Annotated in this window: 17 protein-coding genes and 1 pseudogene; 13 read left to right on the forward strand and 5 right to left on the reverse strand. The window is 69.5% G+C overall.

The genetic code is table 11. The features are described 5' to 3' along the window. Nucleotides 1-61: 61 nt before the first annotated feature. From ACW5F0_RS03620 to ACW5F0_RS03630, 3 genes are all read right to left on the reverse strand, one after another. A complete protein-coding gene (locus ACW5F0_RS03620; RefSeq protein WP_456999045.1) occupies nt 62-3,115 on the reverse strand; it encodes a TonB-dependent receptor in 3,054 nt (1,017 codons plus the stop codon). Nucleotides 3,116-3,189: 74 nt separating this feature from the next. Next, nucleotides 3,190-4,215 carry a LacI family DNA-binding transcriptional regulator gene (locus ACW5F0_RS03625; RefSeq protein WP_456999046.1) on the reverse strand — a complete coding sequence of 342 codons (1,026 nt, stop codon included), beginning with the start codon at nt 4,213-4,215 and terminating at the stop codon, nt 3,190-3,192. A gap of 87 nt (nt 4,216-4,302) precedes the next feature. Next, nucleotides 4,303-4,602 (reverse strand): YciI family protein, encoded by a 300-nt coding sequence (locus tag ACW5F0_RS03630; RefSeq protein ID WP_456964664.1) that lies wholly within the window; start codon nt 4,600-4,602, stop codon nt 4,303-4,305. Nucleotides 4,603-5,018: 416 nt separating this feature from the next. On the opposite strand from ACW5F0_RS03630, the gene ACW5F0_RS03635 reads away from it, so the two are divergent. The 3 genes and pseudogenes from ACW5F0_RS03635 (at nt 5,019) to ACW5F0_RS03645 (ending at nt 8,236) form a co-directional block, all read left to right on the forward strand. Then, the gene (locus ACW5F0_RS03635) at nt 5,019-5,885 is read left to right on the forward strand and encodes a segregation and condensation protein A (RefSeq protein WP_456965259.1); all 867 of its coding nucleotides are present in this window, start codon (nt 5,019-5,021) and stop codon (nt 5,883-5,885) included. 27 nt (nt 5,886-5,912) lie between these two features. Next, nucleotides 5,913-6,495: pseudogene (scpB, locus tag ACW5F0_RS03640) on the forward strand (SMC-Scp complex subunit ScpB); the annotation flags it as partial. Nucleotides 6,496-6,667: 172 nt separating this feature from the next. Then, nucleotides 6,668-8,236, forward strand: a complete 1,569-nt coding sequence (locus ACW5F0_RS03645; protein WP_456964665.1) for a pseudouridine synthase — start codon at nt 6,668-6,670, stop codon at nt 8,234-8,236. Nucleotides 8,237-8,283: 47 nt separating this feature from the next. Here ACW5F0_RS03645 and ACW5F0_RS03650 read toward each other — a convergent pair whose 3' ends face one another. Together ACW5F0_RS03650 and ACW5F0_RS03655 are read right to left on the reverse strand one after the other, a co-directional pair. Then, entirely contained in the window at nt 8,284-9,081 is a 798-nt protein-coding gene (locus ACW5F0_RS03650; RefSeq protein ID WP_456999047.1) for an amidohydrolase, read from the reverse strand. A gap of 4 nt (nt 9,082-9,085) precedes the next feature. Continuing rightward, nucleotides 9,086-10,234, reverse strand: a complete 1,149-nt coding sequence (locus tag ACW5F0_RS03655; protein WP_456964667.1) for a pyridoxal phosphate-dependent aminotransferase — start codon at nt 10,232-10,234, stop codon at nt 9,086-9,088. 75 nt (nt 10,235-10,309) lie between these two features. Between ACW5F0_RS03655 and ACW5F0_RS03660 the strand changes: the two genes are divergently transcribed. The 10 genes from ACW5F0_RS03660 to ACW5F0_RS03705 all read left to right on the forward strand — a co-directional run bounded on the left by ACW5F0_RS03660 (nt 10,310) and on the right by ACW5F0_RS03705 (nt 17,886). Next, nucleotides 10,310-10,795, forward strand: a complete 486-nt coding sequence (locus tag ACW5F0_RS03660; protein ID WP_456964668.1) for a DUF3293 domain-containing protein — start codon at nt 10,310-10,312, stop codon at nt 10,793-10,795. A gap of 36 nt (nt 10,796-10,831) precedes the next feature. Continuing rightward, complete coding sequence (ccmA, locus tag ACW5F0_RS03665) at nt 10,832-11,476, forward strand: heme ABC exporter ATP-binding protein CcmA (protein WP_456999048.1); 645 nt, start codon at nt 10,832-10,834, stop codon at nt 11,474-11,476. Continuing rightward, nucleotides 11,476-12,144 carry a heme exporter protein CcmB gene (ccmB, locus tag ACW5F0_RS03670; protein WP_456965260.1) on the forward strand — a complete coding sequence of 223 codons (669 nt, stop codon included), beginning with the start codon at nt 11,476-11,478 and terminating at the stop codon, nt 12,142-12,144. Before ccmA ends, ccmB begins: the two co-directional genes overlap by 1 nt. Nucleotides 12,145-12,335: 191 nt before the next feature. Beyond that, nucleotides 12,336-13,085, forward strand: coding sequence for a heme ABC transporter permease (locus ACW5F0_RS03675; RefSeq protein ID WP_456965261.1), 750 nt, complete (start codon nt 12,336-12,338; stop codon nt 13,083-13,085). Continuing rightward, nucleotides 13,082-13,258 (forward strand): heme exporter protein CcmD, encoded by a 177-nt coding sequence (ccmD, locus tag ACW5F0_RS03680; protein WP_456964670.1) that lies wholly within the window; start codon nt 13,082-13,084, stop codon nt 13,256-13,258. Before ACW5F0_RS03675 ends, ccmD begins: the two co-directional genes overlap by 4 nt. Continuing rightward, complete coding sequence (gene ccmE / locus ACW5F0_RS03685) at nt 13,255-13,743, forward strand: cytochrome c maturation protein CcmE (protein WP_456999049.1); 489 nt, start codon at nt 13,255-13,257, stop codon at nt 13,741-13,743. The genes ccmD and ccmE overlap by 4 nt, the downstream gene beginning before the upstream one ends. Further along, nucleotides 13,744-15,672 carry a heme lyase CcmF/NrfE family subunit gene (locus ACW5F0_RS03690; RefSeq protein ID WP_456964672.1) on the forward strand — a complete coding sequence of 643 codons (1,929 nt, stop codon included), beginning with the start codon at nt 13,744-13,746 and terminating at the stop codon, nt 15,670-15,672. Then, nucleotides 15,669-16,259: a DsbE family thiol:disulfide interchange protein gene (locus tag ACW5F0_RS03695; protein WP_456964673.1), complete on the forward strand. Its 591-nt coding sequence runs from the start codon at nt 15,669-15,671 to the stop codon at nt 16,257-16,259. The genes ACW5F0_RS03690 and ACW5F0_RS03695 overlap by 4 nt, the downstream gene beginning before the upstream one ends. An 80-nt stretch (nt 16,260-16,339) precedes the next feature. Continuing rightward, a complete protein-coding gene (locus ACW5F0_RS03700) occupies nt 16,340-16,792 on the forward strand; it encodes a cytochrome c-type biogenesis protein (protein WP_456964674.1) in 453 nt (150 codons plus the stop codon). Continuing rightward, the gene (locus tag ACW5F0_RS03705; RefSeq protein WP_456964675.1) at nt 16,792-17,886 is read left to right on the forward strand and encodes a tetratricopeptide repeat protein; all 1,095 of its coding nucleotides are present in this window, start codon (nt 16,792-16,794) and stop codon (nt 17,884-17,886) included. The genes ACW5F0_RS03700 and ACW5F0_RS03705 overlap by 1 nt, the downstream gene beginning before the upstream one ends. Nucleotides 17,887-17,925: the final 39 nt, after the last annotated feature.

Consider the following 17,925-nt stretch of genomic DNA (forward strand, 5'->3'; position numbering starts at 1 on the left):
GGGAAGTACTCCAGTACGGACGCCGCGGCCGGCATGCCACCGGCCGTGGCGGATGGCTCAACTACCAGTCAAAGCCCAGGGACAGTTTGAACATGCGCGGCGGCCACACGGTGCTGTTGCCGTTGCGGTCGCCAAACGTCGGGTTTGGATTGCCAGGGTCGCCCCGGTTGGTGTTGTAGTCGATGTAGTTGTTCCAGTTGAAGACGTTCAGGAGATCACCGCGCACCCGGAAGCGGATGTTGGTCCCCGTGTCCCAGACCTTCTGGATCGCGACGTCGAACTGCTTGAAGCCGATCGTCCCATCGGGAGTGAAATCGTCGAAGAAGCAGTTGCCCGGCAGGTCGACGTCGCGGCAGTTGATCGAATCCTTCGGTGACGGGCTTGCCAGCGTCAGCTTGCTCGAGAACGTGACCCCGCCCCATTCGGCAATGCCTGTCGCCACCAGCCTGTGCCTTGGGACGCCCACCGCGGTCAGGAAGCGCTGCCCGTCCAGGTCCGGGCCGTCGAACAGGTAGTGCTCGTCCTCACTGGCGGCCTTGAACCGGTTTTCCTTGGCGTCGCTGTAGGTGTAGGCAAGCGTGACGCCCCAAGGTGAGTCGCTGCGGAACGGCTTCTCGAGCGAGAACAGGAGCGAGTTGAGCCGGGTCTCGATGCCGTTGTCGGCGATGATCAGCGTGCCGAAGCCGGGAATCGGGTGGCCCCACGGCTGGCCGCCCCAGGTGGCATCGGGATTGGCCGGGTCGCGGAAGCTTCCGTCGGGCCAACGATTGCCGAGCGTGAACAGGATGCCGTCGTAGCTGCGGATGTGCGCAAGCGTCGTCGACGTGCTCCAGTCCACGCCGCCCAAGGTGAAGCTGTTGCGCATGCCGATGCTGAACTGGTCGGAATATGGCGTCTCGAGGTCATTGTTGATGAGGTTGACCTCGGCCCCCAGGTTGGGGCTGTCCGCGACCAGCGCATACAGGTTCTCGATCTCGAAATAGGACGGATCCCACGCAAGGCAGGTCGGTCCCGAGCTGGAGCAATCGTGTTCGGGCGTATCGAAGAAATACGTGTAGCCCGGGAAGGTGTTCTTCTGCTGCTCCAGCGCCAGGTAGTCGAACAGGTTGCGGTCGTACGATCGCCCGATGCCGCCGAACAGCACGTGCCGCTGGTCGGCGAACAGGTCGTAGGAGAACCCCAGGCGTGGCGCCCAGTTGTCCTTGTCGGGTTCGCGGTTGCGCCCGTTGCTGATGTAGTCCTCGATGTCGTAGTCGACGTTCGGACCCTGGAGATTGGGCCAGGCCCGCAGTGCGGCTACCAGGGCTTCCGGGGTCACGAAGTCCTCGTAGGCCGGCGTCTCCTCGTAGTCGTAGCGGATACCGATGTTCAGGATCAGCTTTTCGTTCACCTGCCAGTCGTCCTGCAGGTAGATACCGAACTGCTTGTTGTTCGAACTGACCGTGCGGTCGTCGATTCCCGGCAGCGGCGCGCCGAATTCCACGCGCCACGGGATGAAGGCGTCGACGGTGTCGCGGCCGGCGGCAAGGTTCTCGTAGTAATCGACCCGGTACTGGGCGTTGTAGGGCTGCTGCTGGAACGACTCCACGTCCACCGACTTCAGCTTGATGCCGGCCTTGATGGTGTGGTCCAGGAAACCCGTGAACGTGAAGTCGTTCTGCAGCGAGTAGCCTTCCTGTCCCTTGTTCTGGAAGTCGGGGCCACCGCCAAGGTTGAGGATGGTGCTCCCGTCGACCTGGTTGACCAGGTTGTTGCGGATGTCCAGGCCGGGTCCGATGGTGATCGGGCGGGGACTCCAGAAATCGTCCTCGGACGTGAGGTGGAGATCGTTCAGCCACGTCTCGCCGGTCCACTGCCAGCGCAGGTCGATGCGCGTGCTGTCGTTGGTCTTGCTGGAGCCGTACGAAGGCGTGTTGGGGCCATCGCCGATGGCCTGCAACTCTTCCTCGTCGCGGCGCCGGACGGACAGCTCCAGAAGATGGTCGTCCCCGGCGAACCAGGTGAGCTTGCCGAAGTACAGGTCCTGCGCGAACGGTGCGGTGAAGGACCCGAGGTTCGCAGCCAGTTCGGGAGTGAGATCGGCCGGGTTGAACGCGCTGTCTCCGATGCGCACGTCACGCGGACGATCGATCTCCTTGGCCTCGTAGGTGACGAAGAAGAACAGCCGGTCCTGGATGATCGGACCGCTGAACGCTGCGCCGTACTGCTCCTCGCTCGACGGAACCTTGGCGCCATCCGCGGCTTCGCGGACGGTCTCCGACCGCCAGCCATCGGAGGTGTAGTCCCAGAAGAAGCTTCCCTCGAACTCGTTGGTGCCCGACTTGGTCACCGCCGTGATCGCGGCGCTGCTGATCTGGTCGTACTCCGCCTTGTAGTTCGACGTGATGACCTTGTACTCGCCGATGGCGAGCTGCGGGAAGGGATTGCCGCTGGTGGAATCCTGGCCGCTCACGCCGCCCTTGAGCACGTAGTTCTTCTGGCCCACGCCGTCGATGAAGACGTTGATGCCGTTGGAACTCTGTGCGCCGCCGCGCAGCTTGGTGGATCCGTCCGAGGCGGTTTCGAAGATCATGCCCGGCACGGTATCGGCAAAGGCGAGGAAGTTGCGCGACGCCTGCGGAAGCGCCTGGATCTGCCGCTGCGACACATAGGTGGCCACCTCGGAGGTCCGGGTCTCGACGAGGGACTGTCCGGTCACCACGACCGCAGCGATGTCCGTGGCCTCGCCCACGGGCGCGGCTTCAGCTACCCCGCCCGTGCGCAGGTCCAGCGTGGCCGTCTGGCCGATGCGCAGGGTGACGTCCTGGCTGCTGGCCTGGCCGCCGGCTTCGACCTCCACCCGATACGGCCCCGGCGGAAGGCCCGCGAGACTGTAGCTGCCGTCGCTGGTCCGCACGCTGCGCTCAAGCCCGGTCGCGGTGTTGGTGGCGGTGACCGTGGCGTCGTCCGCCGGGGCCGAGTCGACCATGACCTGGCCACGCAGGGTGGCGCCGGTCGACTGTGCCATGGCGGCCGGCGTGGACAGCAGCATGGCTGCCGCGAGCGCGCAGCACAGCAGCGAACGCTGCGCCTGCGTGGTCCGTCCATTCCGCGGATGGTTGTGGTTCGAATTCATGACATATCCCCTCCCAGGGCGCTCAAGCGATGGACCCGTTGCGGTGCTCGGCCACGAGGGCCGCGTGGGGATGTTCACGGACGACCATTCGCAATGGCGTGAATGCGAGGTGGACGGGTGGAGTCGCGCACGATCAGTTCCGGCGGCAATGGCACCGCAGGCGCACCGGCCGCGCCCGAGGGAATGTGCTCGAGCAGGGTCCGCAGCGCCCCGCTCCCGAGTCCGGCGATGTCCGTGCGCATGGTCGTAAGCGCCGGACGCACGTGGCGGGCGAGCGGGATATCGTCGAATCCGGCCAGGGCGATGTCGCCGGGCACGTCCACGCCCGCATCGACGAAGGCACGCAGGCAGCCGATGGCCATGGCGTCGTTGGCCGCGAACACGGCGTCCGGGCGGTCGCCCTCAAGCAGGCGGAGACCGGCACGCGTGCCCGACGCCTCTTCGAAGTCCCCGGAAAGCACGAGGGGCGCGACACCCGGGACGCTGGCCACGAGCTCATCCTCGTAGCCGCACCGGCGCTCGCGGGCGTCGCGGTTGTCCGCGGGTCCCGAGATGAACGCGATGCGGCGATGGCCCATGGCCACCAGGTGCCGGACCATCGCGCGTGCACCGCCATAGCCGTCCACGGCCACGCTCGGCCTGCGGCCTTCGGGGTCGGCCGTATTGATCAGCACCGCGGGCAGCGTCGGCGCCAGGTGGTCCGCCAGGAAGCGGATGCCCTCGTCGGTGGGCGCCATCAGCAGCACGCCGTCCACGCGACCGCGCATCGCCAGCAGCGCAGCACCCTGCTCGGCGGCGTCGCCATGGTCGCTCGACACCAGCAGGTGCAGGCGATGCGCACGCGCGGCCTGGCCGATGCCCCGGATCAGCTCGGAAAAAAATTCGCCATGGAGATCCGGCAGCACCACGCCGATGGTGTGGGTGCGGCGGCTGCTCAGCGCGCGCGCCGCCTGGTGCGGGGCGTAGTCGAGTGCACGCACCACGGCCAGCACGCGTTCGCGCACGGCGGGAGCGACGTTGCCCTGGTCGTTGATCGCGCGCGATACCGTGGCGACCGACACCCCGGCTTCGCGTGCCACGTCCTTGATCGTGACCGCCATCGACCCCTCGCATCCCTTGGCCCGACTCGAATGTAAACGTTTACATCGCGGCCGGCAAAGCACGTCCGTGCTGCACCACAACGCGTGTCAGGGCAACACCTTCCGGAACGGCCGCACCTCGACGCTGGCGTACACGCCGGCTGCGACATAGGGGTCGGCATCGGCCCAGGCGCGGGCGTCATCGAGCGATTCGAAACCGGCAATCACGATGCTGCCGCTGAACCCCGCCGGGCCCGGATCCTCTGCATCGACCGCGGGACAGGGACCGGCCAGCAGCAGCCGGCCTTCGTCACGCAGGGCATGCAGTCGCGCAAGATGCGCCTCGCGCGCCGCGCTGCGCCTGCCGAGCACATCGGCGCCATCACGTCCTTCAATCGCGTACCACATCCGCCCTGCTCCACTGTCTTGAATGCACTGGCGGATATCCTAGCCGCAACCCGCAATGAAGCCGCCCTGCGGCCGGGCTGGACAAGCCGTATCTCCTGCCCGTACCCTGAAGCCCGGTTCCGAGGCCGGAACGCAGCGGCGGCGATCTGCCCGCCCGTCCTGTCCCCACCGGCCCGACCACACCTCACCACCATCGCGCCGCCTCGGCCGCTTGCCGTCGCGCGCGGCCGGGCATGGTCAGGCTGCAATGCCGCGGCGTCCAGCCGCACAGACGTGGACCGTGGCTCCCACCCGAGCCCGGCCCTTGCCGTCCAACGTTCCAGTGGCCCGGAGGGGGCCGCCAACCGATGACCCAAGCCGGTCCAGACACCGCCGCCGCACCCGCGTCGGACGCCCCGGCGTCCGGAAGCCACCCGATGCAGCAGGAGTTCGCGCTGGCGACGGTGCACGGCCAGCCGCTGCTGCAGATGCCGCAGGACCTGTACATCCCGCCGGATGCGCTCGAAGTCATCCTCGAGGCGTTCGAAGGCCCGCTGGACCTGCTGCTGTACCTGATCCGCCGCCAGAACCTCGACATCCTGGATATCCCGGTGGCGGAGATCACCCGCCAGTACGTCACCTACATCGACGTGATGCAGGAGCTGCGTTTCGAGCTGGCGGCCGAGTACCTGGTGATGGCCGCGATCCTGGCCGAGATCAAGTCGCGGATGCTGCTGCCGCGGCCGCCGCTCGAGGAAGGCCTGGAGGACGACCCGCGCGCCGACCTCGTCCGCAGGCTGCAGGAATACGAGCGCTTCAAGCAGGCCGCCGAGGACATCGACACCCTGCCGCGCCTGGACCGCGACACCACGCCGGCGAAGGCTTTCGTGCCCGAGCGCAGCGTGCATCGCGAGCCGCCCCCGGTCGAGCTGCGCGAGATGCTGCTGGCGCTGCACGACGTGCTCAAGCGCGCCGACCTGTTCACCGGGCACGCGATCAGGCGCGACGCCCTGAGCGTCCGCCAGCGCATGGGCGAACTGCTTGCCCGGCTCGAAGACGGTGCCTTCCACCGCTTCGAGCAGCTGTTCGAGCCCCGCGAGGGCCGGCTTGGCGTGGTGGTCACCTTCCTGTCGATCCTCGAGCTGGCCAAGGAGCAGCTGCTCGACGTGGTCCAGGAGGCGCCGCTGGCGCCGATCTACGTCAAGTCGCTGGCGGTGGCGCGCGAGGACGGCCCGCCGCTGGAGTTCGCCAGCGAGTTCGACGACGACATCGCACCCGCCAACGACGACGACGCGGCGCGCTGACGCACCGCTTTCCGCCACAGGACGCACATGGATCCACAACTGATCAAACGCATCGTCGAAGCCGCGCTGCTGGCCGCCAGCCAGCCGCTGACCGTGGTGCAGCTCAACGCCCTGTTCCCGCTCGATGAGCCGGCGCCCGAAGGCAGCATCGCGCAGGCGCTGGAAGCGCTGCGGGACGACTGCGCCGAACGCGGCGTGGAGCTGGTCGAGGTCGCGTCGGGCTGGCGCTACCAGGTGAAAGCCGACGTCCATCCCTGGGTGGCGCGGCTGTGGACCGAGCGCCAGGTCAAGTACACCCGCGCCACCCTCGAGACCCTGGCCCTGATCGCGTACCGGCAGCCGATCACCCGTGGCGAGATCGAACAGGTCCGCGGCGTGTCCACCAACAGCAACATCATCAAGGCGCTGGAAGAGCGCGAGTGGATCCGCGTCGTCGGCCACCGCGACATGCCCGGCAAGCCCGAGCTGCTCGGCACCACCAAGGGCTTCCTCGACTACTTCGGCCTCAAGCGCCTGGACGAACTGCCGCCGCTGTCCGAGCTCAAGGACTTCGGCGAACTGGAACCGCAGCTGCGCTTCGAGCGCGACGGGGACGGCGCCCCGGATGCGATGCCGCTCGGCGACATCGAAGCCGACATCGAAGCCGACGACGAAACGCACGAAAACGACATTGAAACCAACGCCGTGGACTCCACGGATACCGACCCAAGCCCGCCGCACGATGCGGCACGACAAGAAGATGCCCTCGCCGTCGAAGGCGACAGCACCGGAGTGGAAGAAGAATGACCCAAGACAAGACTGGCGGCCGCAAGCTGTCGCTGAAGCGCAGCACCGACGCCACCACCACCGCGGGAGCCGAGGCCCCGCGCCTGGAAGAACGCCTGCACAAGGTCCTGGCACAGGCCGGACTGGGCTCGCGCCGCGCGCTGGAACAGCGCATCACCGAGGGCCTGGTCAAGGTCAACGGCGAAGTCGCGCAGGTCGGCATGAGCGTCGGCGGCGGCGACCGCGTTGAACTGGACGGCAAGACCTTCGTCGCCAGTGCGCTCACCGAGCCCGCCCGCGTGCTGCTCTACAACAAGCCCGAAGGCGAAGTGACCACCCGCGAAGACCCCGAGGGCCGTCCGACGATCTTCGATTCCCTGCCCGCGCTCAAGGGCGCGCGCTGGATCGCGATCGGCCGCCTCGACATCAACACCACCGGCCTGCTGCTGCTGACCACCGACGGCGAGCTGGCGAACGCGATGATGCACCCCTCGTTCGAGATCGAACGCGAGTACGTCTGCCGCGTGCGCGCACCCGAAGGCGCGGAGACCGTGCCCGAGAACATCGTCGACCGGCTGCGCCGCGGCGTGGCGCTCGAGGATGGCCCGGCGAAGTTCGACGAGATCAAGCGCATCGGCGGCACCCCGGCCCAGGACAATATGAGCAACGAGTGGTTCCAGGTGCTGCTCAAGGAAGGCCGCAACCGCGAAGTGCGCCGCCTGTGGGAATCGCAGGGCTGCCAGGTCAGCCGCCTCAAGCGCGTGCGCTACGGGCCGGTGCAGCTTCCGCAGCCGCTGCTGCGCGGGCAGTCGCAGGAGCTTGCCGACGACAAGGTGCAGGCGCTTCGCACGAAGCTCGGCCTGGAAGACGGCGCCCCCGCCGCCCTCACCCTGCTGCCTGTGATCGGCCAGCGCCGCGCCGCGAAGTCCACCGTGCACGTGGGCGGACAGCACCGCAGCGCCGGCTACGTCGGCGGCCACAGCACCGCCGACGAAGGCCGCGAACTGCGCCGCTTCGACAACGTCCGCGAAGACCGCGGCCGTCGCGGCGGCCCGCGCAAGCCCTCGGGCGGCCTGACCGTTACCGGCGAAGCCGCTGCGCGCCAGTCGCACAACCCGCTGAAGGCGCGTAAGGACAAGCGCGCGCTGCCAGAAGGCAATCCGGCCGCGTTCCGCAGCTGGTACGTGCCCGATGGCGTCGACACCGGCCCCTCGGGCCACCGCAACGCGGGTCCGGCGGGCGCCCGCGGTCCACGCAAGCCGGCGGGCGCCGGGCGCCCTGGCGGTGGCGGCGGTCGTCCAGGTGGCGCGGGCCGGCCCGCGCGCGCGGCGCACCCCTATGGCCATCCCGGCAACGCGCCGGTGTTTCCCTCCGATCACGCCACGCCCGGCGGCGCCCATGACCGCCCCCGCGGTCCGCGCCCGGCGCGTCCCGGCGCTGGCAAGCCGGGTGGCGGCAAGCCCGGTGGCGGTCGTCCCGGCGGCGGCCCGCGCCCGGGCGGCGGCGCCCGGCCGGGCGGACGCCCGCAGGGTGCGGGTCCCCGCGGACCGCGCAGCGGCGGCGGTGGGGGTCGGCGCGGCGCCTGAGCAGCACCCGTTGAACCGGGTCGGACTCCGACCCGGCTCGATCCCGCTCAGCCCTCGGCGAGCATGAACACATCCCCGTCGCGCAGCGCGGGGAAGTGTTCGCGGTGGGCCGCCAGCGTGTCGGCGAGCAAAGTAGTGGTCACCACCACCTCTTCGTCGGTGCACTCGCTCAGCGGCGCACCGAGGAAGTCGATCACCGCGCTGTCGCCGCAGTACGCCAGGCCGTTGCCATCGCGCCCGACGCGGTTGAGCCCGGCGACGTAGCACAGGTTCTCGATCGCCCGCGCGCGCAGCAGCGTCTTCCACGCATAGGCGCGCGCGGCCGGCCAGTTCGCCACGTACAGCTGCAGGTCGAACGCCGGCCTGCCCGCGGCATCCAGGGTGTTGCGCGCGAACACCGGGAAGCGCAGGTCGTAGCAGACCAGCGGATTGATGCGCCAGCCCTTGAGTTCCACCACCAGGCGATCGCGGCCGGCGGCATAGCGCTCGTGCTCGCGCGCGTAGGTGAAGAGATGGCGCTTGTCGTAGTGCTGCAGCCCACCGTCGGGCGTGGCCCAGAGCATGCGGTTGAAGACGCTGTCGCCATCACGCAGCTGCACGCTGCCGGTCACCACCACGCCCAGCGCGGCGGCCTGGTCGCGCATCCAGCGCACGGTGGGGCCGTCCATGCCTTCGGCCTGTTCGATGGCGTCGTTGCTGAAGCCGCTGGTGAAAGTTTCCGGCAGCAGCACCAGGTCGGTGATGCCGCGCAGCGGCGCGATCAGTCCACCGTAATATTCGCGGTTGCCGGCGGGGTCGTGCCAGAGCGTGTCGCCCTGGACAAGGGAGATGCGCAGGTTGTCCATGGCTTTATCCTAGCCTCGCCAGCCGCTCGATGGCCGCGTCCAGGGTCGGCTGCGCCTTGGCGAAGCACAGTCGCGCCAGGCGCTGGCCGGGAGGCGGGGTTTCATAGAACGGCGACAGCGGGATCGAAGCCACGCCGTGCTCGATGGTCAGCCAGCGGCAGAATTCGACATCCGGCAGGTTGCTGACCGCGGAATAATCCACCAGCTGGAAGTAGCCGCCCGGCACTGGCAGCGGCCGCAGCCGCGTGGCCTTGAGCTGCTCGCGGAACGCGTCGCGCTTGGCCTGGTAGAAGTCGCCCAGGCCGAGGTGGTGCCCTGGCTCCTCGCGCAACATTTCAGCGAACGCGTGCTGCGCCGGCGCGAAGGTGCAGAACACGTTGTACTGGTGCACCTTGCGGAACTCGAGCGACAGCCCCGGCGGCGCGATGCAGTAGCCGACCTTCCAGCCGGTGCAGTGGTAGGTCTTGCCGAAGCTCGACACCACGAAGGCCCGCTCGCGCAGCGCCGGATACCTCAGCGCCGATTCGTGGCGAGCGCCATCGAACACAATGTGCTCGTAGACCTCGTCCGAGATCAGCCAGACGCCGGTGTCCTGGACGATGGCGGCGAGCTCGGCCATGTCGTCGGCCGTCAGCGTCGCGCCCGACGGGTTGTGCGGCGTGTTGACGATCAACATCCGCGTCTTCGGGCCGATGGCGGCGCGCACCCGCGCCCAGTCGGGCGCGAAGGTCGCCGGGTCCAGCGGCACGTGCACGGCGCGCGCGCCGGCCAGGTCGATCGCCGGTTCGTAGCAGTCGTAGGCCGGGTCCAGCACCACGACCTCGTCGCCGGCGCGGACCACGGCGTGGATGGCGTTGAAGATCGCCTCCGTGGCGCCGCTGGTCACGGTGACCTCGGCGTCCGGATCCGGGCGATGGCCGTACAGCGCCAGGGTCTTGTCCGCGATCGCCTCGCGCAGGGCCACCACGCCGGTCATCGGCGCGTACTGGTTGTGGCCGGCACGCATCGCGCGATCCAGCGAATCCACCAGACGGGAGGGTACGTCGAAGTCGGGGAAGCCCTGCCCCAGGTTGACCGCGCCGTGTTCGGCCGCCAGCTGCGACATCACGGTGAAAATGGTCGTACCGACCCTGGGAAGCTTGGTACCGGGCATGCGAGTCCTCCGTCCCGGCCACCTGCCGGCGGAGCCGAGTTTACGCAGCGCCCCGGCTGGCGTTAAATCCCGGGTATGCCGACGCCGACGCCCGATGTCCCCGAGGCCGATGTCCAGCGCCTCGCGACCGCCTACCTCGAGGCGACCTATCGCTGGGCCCGGGATGGCGACTGGCATGACATCCACATCGGCCTGCCGGTACCGGGGCTCGAGCTCCTGCATCACCGCGTGCGCAGCTTCGGGCTGCTGTCGGCCTGGAACCCCTACTCGAAACCGCGCGAGGAGTCCGCGAACCGGCGCGCTGACGTGGCGCTTGAAGCGGAACTCGCCGCACGCGGGCTGGAACACATCCCGGCGTTTTCCTCGGCGACCAACCGCAGCTGGAGGGAGCCGGGCTGGGTGGTCTTCGACATCACCGCCGACGAACTCGACCAGCTGTGCAGCGAGTTCGGGCAGCTCGGGGCCCTTTGGTGGCCGCGTGGCCGCGCGGTGCGTCTGCGCATGCAGTCCACGCGTCCCCGACGGTTCCGGCGCGACGCCCCGATCGACTGGCTAGAATAGCCGCCACCCGGTCGCCGTCGCGGCCCGTGCCGCACGATGCCCGAACCCGCCAACTCCGTTCCCACGCTGCTTTCTGCCCGGGCCTTGCGCTTCACGCGCAACGGCATGCCCGTGTTCGGGCCGATCGATTTCGAGGTCGCGGCCGGGGAAGCGCTGCTGGTGCAGGGCGACAACGGCGCCGGCAAGACCACCCTGCTCAAGGTCCTTGCCGGACTGCTTCGCGCCGACAGCGGTGACATCCGCCTGCAGGACCAGGCCGCCATGCCGGCGCTGCGGGCGCGCGTGGTCGGCTACCTCGGCCACCTGCCCGCACAGAAGGCGGACCTCAGCGCATTGGAGAACCTGCGTTTCCTCTGCGGCCTGCACGGCAGCCGCCCGGGCATGTCGCTCGAGGACGCGATGGACACCGTCGGCCTGGCCGGCTACGAGGATGCGTTGGCGCGGCAGATGTCCGCCGGCCAGCGCAAACGCCTGTCGCTGGCCCGGCTGTGGCTGTCGCCCGCACCGCTGTGGCTGCTCGACGAACCCTACGCAAACCTCGACCTTGACGGCATCGAACTGGTGAACCGCATGGTGCAGGCCCACCTGCGCGAAGGCGGCGGCGCGATGGTCACCACGCACGGCGCCTACTCCGCGCCGCCGGTGCGCACCCGCCTGCTGGTGCTGGAGCGGCCTTCGTGATGTGGTCGGCGGCGCGGGCACTGGCCGTGCGCGATCTGCAGATGCTGTGGCGCAGGCGCGGCGACGCGCTGCAACCCGCCCTGTTCGCCTTGCTGGTGCTGGTGCTGTTCGCGCTGGCCCTTGGCAACGACCCGGCGACGCTGGCGCGCGTGGCGCCCGGCGCGCTGTGGGTGGCCGTACTGCTGTCCGGCCTGCTCGCGCTGGACACCCTGTTCCGCGGCGATGCCGAGGACGGTTCGCTTGAACAGTGGCTGCTGGCACCCGTGCCGCTGGCCTGGCTGGTGCTGGTGCGCGTGGCCACCCACTGGGCGACCACCGCGCTGCCGCTGGTGCTGGCGATGCCGGTGCTCGCAGAGCTGATGGGGCTCCCGCGCGAACACTGGGGCGTGCTGTTCGCTTCGCTGGCGCTGGGCACACCGCTGCTCGCCCTGCTCGGGGCAGTGGTCGCCGCGCTGACGGTGGGCATGCGCCGTTCGGGAATCCTGGTCGCCCTGCTGGCGCTGCCGCTGTACGTGCCCGTGCTGGTGTTCGGTGCCGGTGCCGTCACCGCTTCCGCGCAGGGCTTCGATCCGATTGGCGGATTGCTGCTGCTGGCCGCGGGACTGGTGGCCGCTGTGGTGCTGGCGCCACTCGCCGCCGCGGCGGCGATCAGGATCGCGTTGTCCTGACGGCCGCCACGCGGAACACTGCGTTGACCTGCGTCAGCCCGTGTTTGCCGCAGCGCGGCTAGAATCGTGCTTGGCCCGCATGTCCAAACCTGAAAGAATGCGCCGACGGGCACTGACGTGGCCCGTCGAGGCCTTGAGCCGGCCCATCCCCGGCCTGCCCACCTCCTGCCAGCGAAGACCAGATGTCCGACATGAACCCGGTGATCCGCTGGTTCCACCAGCTTGGCTCACCGCCCTATTTCGACCGTTTCGCCGCCAGGTGGTCTCCCTGGGGATATGCGCTGGGCGCGCTGGTGATGGCCTGGGGCATGTACGGCGCGCTGTTCCAGGTGCCTGCCGACTACCAGCAGGGCGACAGCTTCCGCATCCTCTACATCCACGTGCCGGCGGCCTGGATGAGCCTGCTCGTGTTCGGCCTGATGGCGCTGTACAGCGCGATCGCGCTCATCTGGCGGATCAAGCTGTGCGAGATCCTTGCCATGGCCTGCGCGCCGATCGGCGCCGCCTTCACCTTCGTCACGCTTGCCACCGGTTCGATCTGGGGCAAGCCGATGTGGGGCACCTGGTGGGACTGGGACCCGCGCCTGACCAGCCAGCTGGTGCTGCTGTTCCTGTACCTGGGCGTGATCGGCCTGTACCACGCCATCGACGACCGCCGCACCGCCGCGCGCGCCGCCGGCCTGCTGGCGCTTGTCGGCGTGGTGATGCTGCCGATCATCCGCTACTCGGTGGTGTGGTGGAACTCACTGCACCAGGGCCAGACCATCCGCGTGTTCGGCGAATCTTCGATGGACCCGAGCATGATCCCGCCGCTGGTGTGGATGCTGATCGGCACCAAGCTCTGGTTCGCCGGTTCGCTGCTGGCGCGCGCGCGTGCCGACAACCTGCAGCGCGAGGCCGGCAAGGACTGGGCCCGCCGCATCGCAGGGACGAACGAATGAGCTATCGCGAATATGTCATCGCCGCCTACGCGGTGTTCGTCGTGATGCTGGTCTGGGACTACCTGGCGCCACGCTTCGCCATCGCGCGCCAGGTGCGCGCCGCGCGCCGCCTGGCCACGCGCAAGGCCGCACGCCCCGCCCGCAATACCCCTCCCACGGAGCTAGGTCGATGAATCCCACCCGCCGCAGGCGCCTCTGGTTCGTGCTCGCCGTGGTCGTCGCCGCCTCCCTGGTGGCGGTGCTGGTGGCCATGGCCCTGCAGCGCAACGTCGCCTATCTGTTCACGCCCGCCGAGGTGCTCGATGGCCGTGCCGGCATCGACGTCGCTTCGGGCGAAACCCGCTTTCGCCTGGGCGGCATGGTCGCCGACGGTTCGTTCGAGCGGCCCGCCGGCTCGATGGAAGCGCGCTTCCTGGTGAGCGACGGCGATGCACTGATGCCGGTGGTCTTCTCGGGCATCCTCCCCGACCTGTTCCGCGAGAACCAGTCGGTGGTCGCCACCGGCCGCATGCGCGCCGACGGCACCTTCGTCGCCGACGACGTACTGGCCAAGCACGACGAGACCTACGTACCCAAGGAAGTCGCGGACAAGATGGGCCTGGCGCACGAGAAGCACAACGTCGAGATGCCTGCCCCGCCGCCGGAAGGCGCACTCTAGGTGCTGCCGGAGATCGGCCAGGCGGCGCTGGCGCTGGCGCTTGTGTTCGCCGTGCTCCAGGGCATTGCCGGCCTGGTTGGCGCCGCCCGCGGCCGCGAGGACCTGGCGGCTGTCACGCGCCCGGCCGCGCTCGCGCAGCTGGTGCTGGTGCTCGGCGCCTACGTGCTGCTGACGCTGGCCTTCGTGCTGCAGGATTTCTCGGTCAAGTACGTCGCCGACAACTCCAACTCGCTGCTGCCGCTCATCTACCGTTACACCGCCGTCTGGGGCGCGCACGAGGGCTCGCTGCTGCTGTGGGCGATGATGCTGGCCGTCTGGAACGCGGCGGTGGCGGCACTGTCGGGCCGCATCCCCTGGAGTTTCCGCGCGCGCGCGCTGGGCGTGATCGGCCTGGTCGCGGTCGGCTTCCTGTCGTTCATGGTGTTCACCTCGAACCCCTTCGAACGCCTGCTTCCGGCGGTGCTTGAAGGCCACGACCTGAATCCGCTGCTGCAGGACCCGGGGATGATCATCCATCCGCCGCTGCTGTACATCGGCTACATCGGTTTCGTGGTGCCGTTCGCGTTCGCGATCGCCGCGCTGCTGGAAGGGGTGGTTGACGTGCGCTGGCTGCGCTGGTCGCGGCCCTGGACCAACGTCGCCTGGGGCTTCCTCACCATCGGCATCGCGCTGGGCAGCTGGTGGGCCTACTACGAGCTCGGCTGGGGCGGCTGGTGGTTCTGGGATCCGGTCGAGAACGCCAGCTTCATGCCCTGGATCGTGGGCGCGGCGCTGATCCATTCGCAGGCGGTCACCGAGAAGCGCGGCAGCTTCAACAGCTGGACCATGTTGCTGGCGATCGCGGCGTTCTCGCTGTCGCTGCTGGGCGCGTTCCTGGTGCGCTCGGGCGTGCTGACCAGCGTGCACTCGTTCGCCGCCGACCCCTCGCGCGGGCTGTTCATCCTCGCCTTCCTCGGCGCCGTGATCGGCGGCGCGCTGGCGGTCTACGTGCTGCGCGCGCCGAAGCTCGCCGACGGCAAGCCGTTCGCGGCGTACTCGCGCGAGACCCTGCTGCTGGTCAACAACCTGCTGCTGGCATCGGCCTGCGCGATGGTGCTGTTCGGCACGCTGTATCCGCTGCTTGCCGACGCGCTCGGCCTGGGCAAGGTCTCGGTCGGCCCGCCCTACTTCGGCACCCTGTTCCTGCTGCTGATGGCGCCGCTGGTGTTCCTGGTGCCCTTCGGCCCGCTGACGCGCTGGCAGCAGGACCAGGCCTCGAAGCCGCTGGCGATGCTGCTGCCCTGGCTGGGCCTGGCCCTGCTGCTGGGCGTCATCGCCTGGTACAGGGCGCCCCAGGGCGCGCTGAAGACCGGCCTGGGCGTCGCCGGTGCGGCCTGGGTCGCGCTGGGCACGCTGCGCTTTGCCTGGACCCGGCTCCGCGCCAAGGGACGCAGCTTCACCCCGGAGATGTTCGGCATGGTGCTGGGCCACCTCGGCGTCGCCGTGTTCGTGGTCGGTGCGATGCTGGTCGAAGCGCAGAACGTGCTGCGCGAGGTACCGATGGCGCCGGGCGAGACCCAGACGATCGGCCGCTACGCCTTCCGTTTCGATGGCGTCGAGCGCGTGCCGGGCCCGAACTACATGGCCGACCGCGGCCATGTGCAGGTGTTCCGCGACGACAGGCCGCTGGTCCTGCTGCATCCCGAGAAGCGCGCCTACGCCAGTGGCGGCCAGGTCATGACCGATGCCGCGATCCACGCCGGCGTGCGCGCCGACCTCTTCGTCGCGCTGGGCGAGCCGCTGGGCGGCGAGTCCTGGGCGGTGCGCCTGCACGTGAAGCCCTTCATCCGCTGGATCTGGGCCGGTGCGCTGCTGATGGCGCTGGGCGGCTTCGTCACCGCCGCCGACCGCCGCTTCCGCCTGCCGCTGAAAGCCAGGGAGGCGGAATGAACGCCGCCCAGCCCCCCGGAGCCCCTCCCGCGCGCAGCGGACGCATGCTGCTGGCCGTGCTGCTGGGGGCCGGCTTCCTGGCCTTGGTGGTGCTGCTGGCCTGGGGCGTGCGCCAGTCCGACCGCCCCGACCGCGAAGCCCTGCCCTCGCCGCTGATCGGCAAGCCGGCCCCGCAGTTTTCGCTGCCGGTGCTGCACGATGCCAACTACAGCGTCGGTACCGCCGAGCTGCAGGGCCAGCCCTACCTGCTCAACGTCTGGGGCAGCTGGTGCCCGGGTTGCCAGGTCGAACACCCGGTCATCGCGCGCTACGCCGAGACCAAGGTGATCCGCGTCGTCGGCTACAACTGGAAGGATGAGCCCGAAGACGCGCTGCGCTGGCTGGAGCAGTTCGGCAATCCCTACTGGGTGGTGATCGCCGACTACGAAGGCGGCACCGCGATCGAATGGGGCATCTATGGCGCGCCGGAGACCTTCCTGGTCGACGCCGAAGGCATCGTGCGCTGGAAGCACGTCGGCCCGCTGACCGACGACATCATCGACAACGTGGTGGCGCCGATGGTCGAGCGCATGGGGACCGGCGGATGAGCGCGCACGGATTGCCGTCGCGCGCAGCGGCCGCACGCACGTCGTCCCGCACGACCTTCAGCGCCATCGCCGGTTCGGCCATGTTGGCGCTTCTCCTGGCCGCGATGACCGCACTCGCCCTGTGGCCGGCTCCTGCCACCGCGCAGGCCGTGCGCAACGTGCAGCCGCTCGAATTCCGCGACCGGGCCGAGGAGCAGCGCTTCCACGCGCTGACCCTCGAGCTGCGCTGCGTGATGTGCCAGAACCAGTCCCTGGCCGACTCCGACGCGCCGATCGCCCACGACCTGCGCCGCGAAGTCTTCAACCTGATGCGCGAGGGCCGCAGCGACGCCGAGATCAAGACCTTCCTGGTCGACCGCTACGGCGAGTTCGTGCTCTACCGCCCGCAGTTCGGCGGCAGCACCCTGCTGCTGTGGCTGGGGCCGGCGTTCGTGCTGCTGGCCGGCGCAATCGTGCTGGTCGTGGTCGTACGCAAGCGCGCCGCCGGCAACCGCGCCGCGATCGATCCCGTCGACGACGGGCAGGAGTGGTGATGTCGACCCTGTTCTTCCTCGCAGTGCTGTTCGCATCCCTGCTGGCGGCGGCGCTGGTGGCCGCGCCGCTGCGCCGCAACTCGCCGCGCACCTGGCTCACCGCGCTTGCCGTGGTCCCGCTGCTGTCGGTCGGCCTGTACCAGGTGCTGGGCACGCCCGCCGCCCTGGACCCGGCCGCACGCACCACTCCGGACGTGGCCGGCGGTGATCCCCACGTCGATCCAGCGGACTTCGCCGAAGCGGTCAGCCAGCTGCGTGCGGAGCTCGAGCGCAATCCGCAGCAGCCGGAGGGCTGGGCGCTGCTTGCGCGCTCGCTCTCGGTGCAGGGTGACCACGCCGGCGCGCGCGACGCCTACGCCAAGGCGCTGGAGCTCGTTCCCGACGAACCCGCCCTGATGGTCGAAGTCGCCCAGGCCAGCGCCCAGGCGCATCCGCAGAACCTGTTCGACGACGAGGCCCTGGCGCTGCTCGAGCGCGCCGTGGTCCTGCAGCCGGCCAACCAGCGCGCGCACTGGTTCGTCGGCGTCGCCCAGCGCCAACGCGGCATGGACGCCGAAGCGGCCGCGACATGGGAGGCGCTGCTGCCAACGATCGATCCGTCCACCGCCGCCAGCCTGCGCAAGCAGATCGCGGACGCCCGCGAGGCCGCGGGGCTGCCGGCGCTTGCGGCCGGTCCGGCGGGTGCTGGAGCCGCGGCCGCCGGGGCGACGCCTGCCATCGCGCAGCCTGGCACCGATACCGCCGCCGCTGCGGACAACGCACTGCGGGTGCGCGTCAGCCTCGCTCCCGGCGTGGCTGAAAGGCTCGGCGGCAAAGGCACGGTGTTCGTGATGGCGCGCGCCCCCGACGGTCCGCCGATGCCCGTCGCCGCCGAACGCCACGAGGTCTCCACGCTGCCGCTGGAGATCGTGCTCGACGACGGCGACAGCCCGATGCCGACGCGGCTCCTGTCGCAGTTGGACGTGGTGCTGGTCTCGGCACGGATCTCCGCCAGCGGCACGGTCGAACGCAGCGCCGACGACGTGGAATCCGCGGCCGTTCGCGTGTCCCTGCCGAACAGCGGCATCGTGGAACTGGTGATCGGCGCCGATTGACCGCCCTGCGGTCCGTGCGCCGCGACCGTTAAACTTGCG

This window comes from Luteimonas sp. A534, assembly GCF_054072805.1.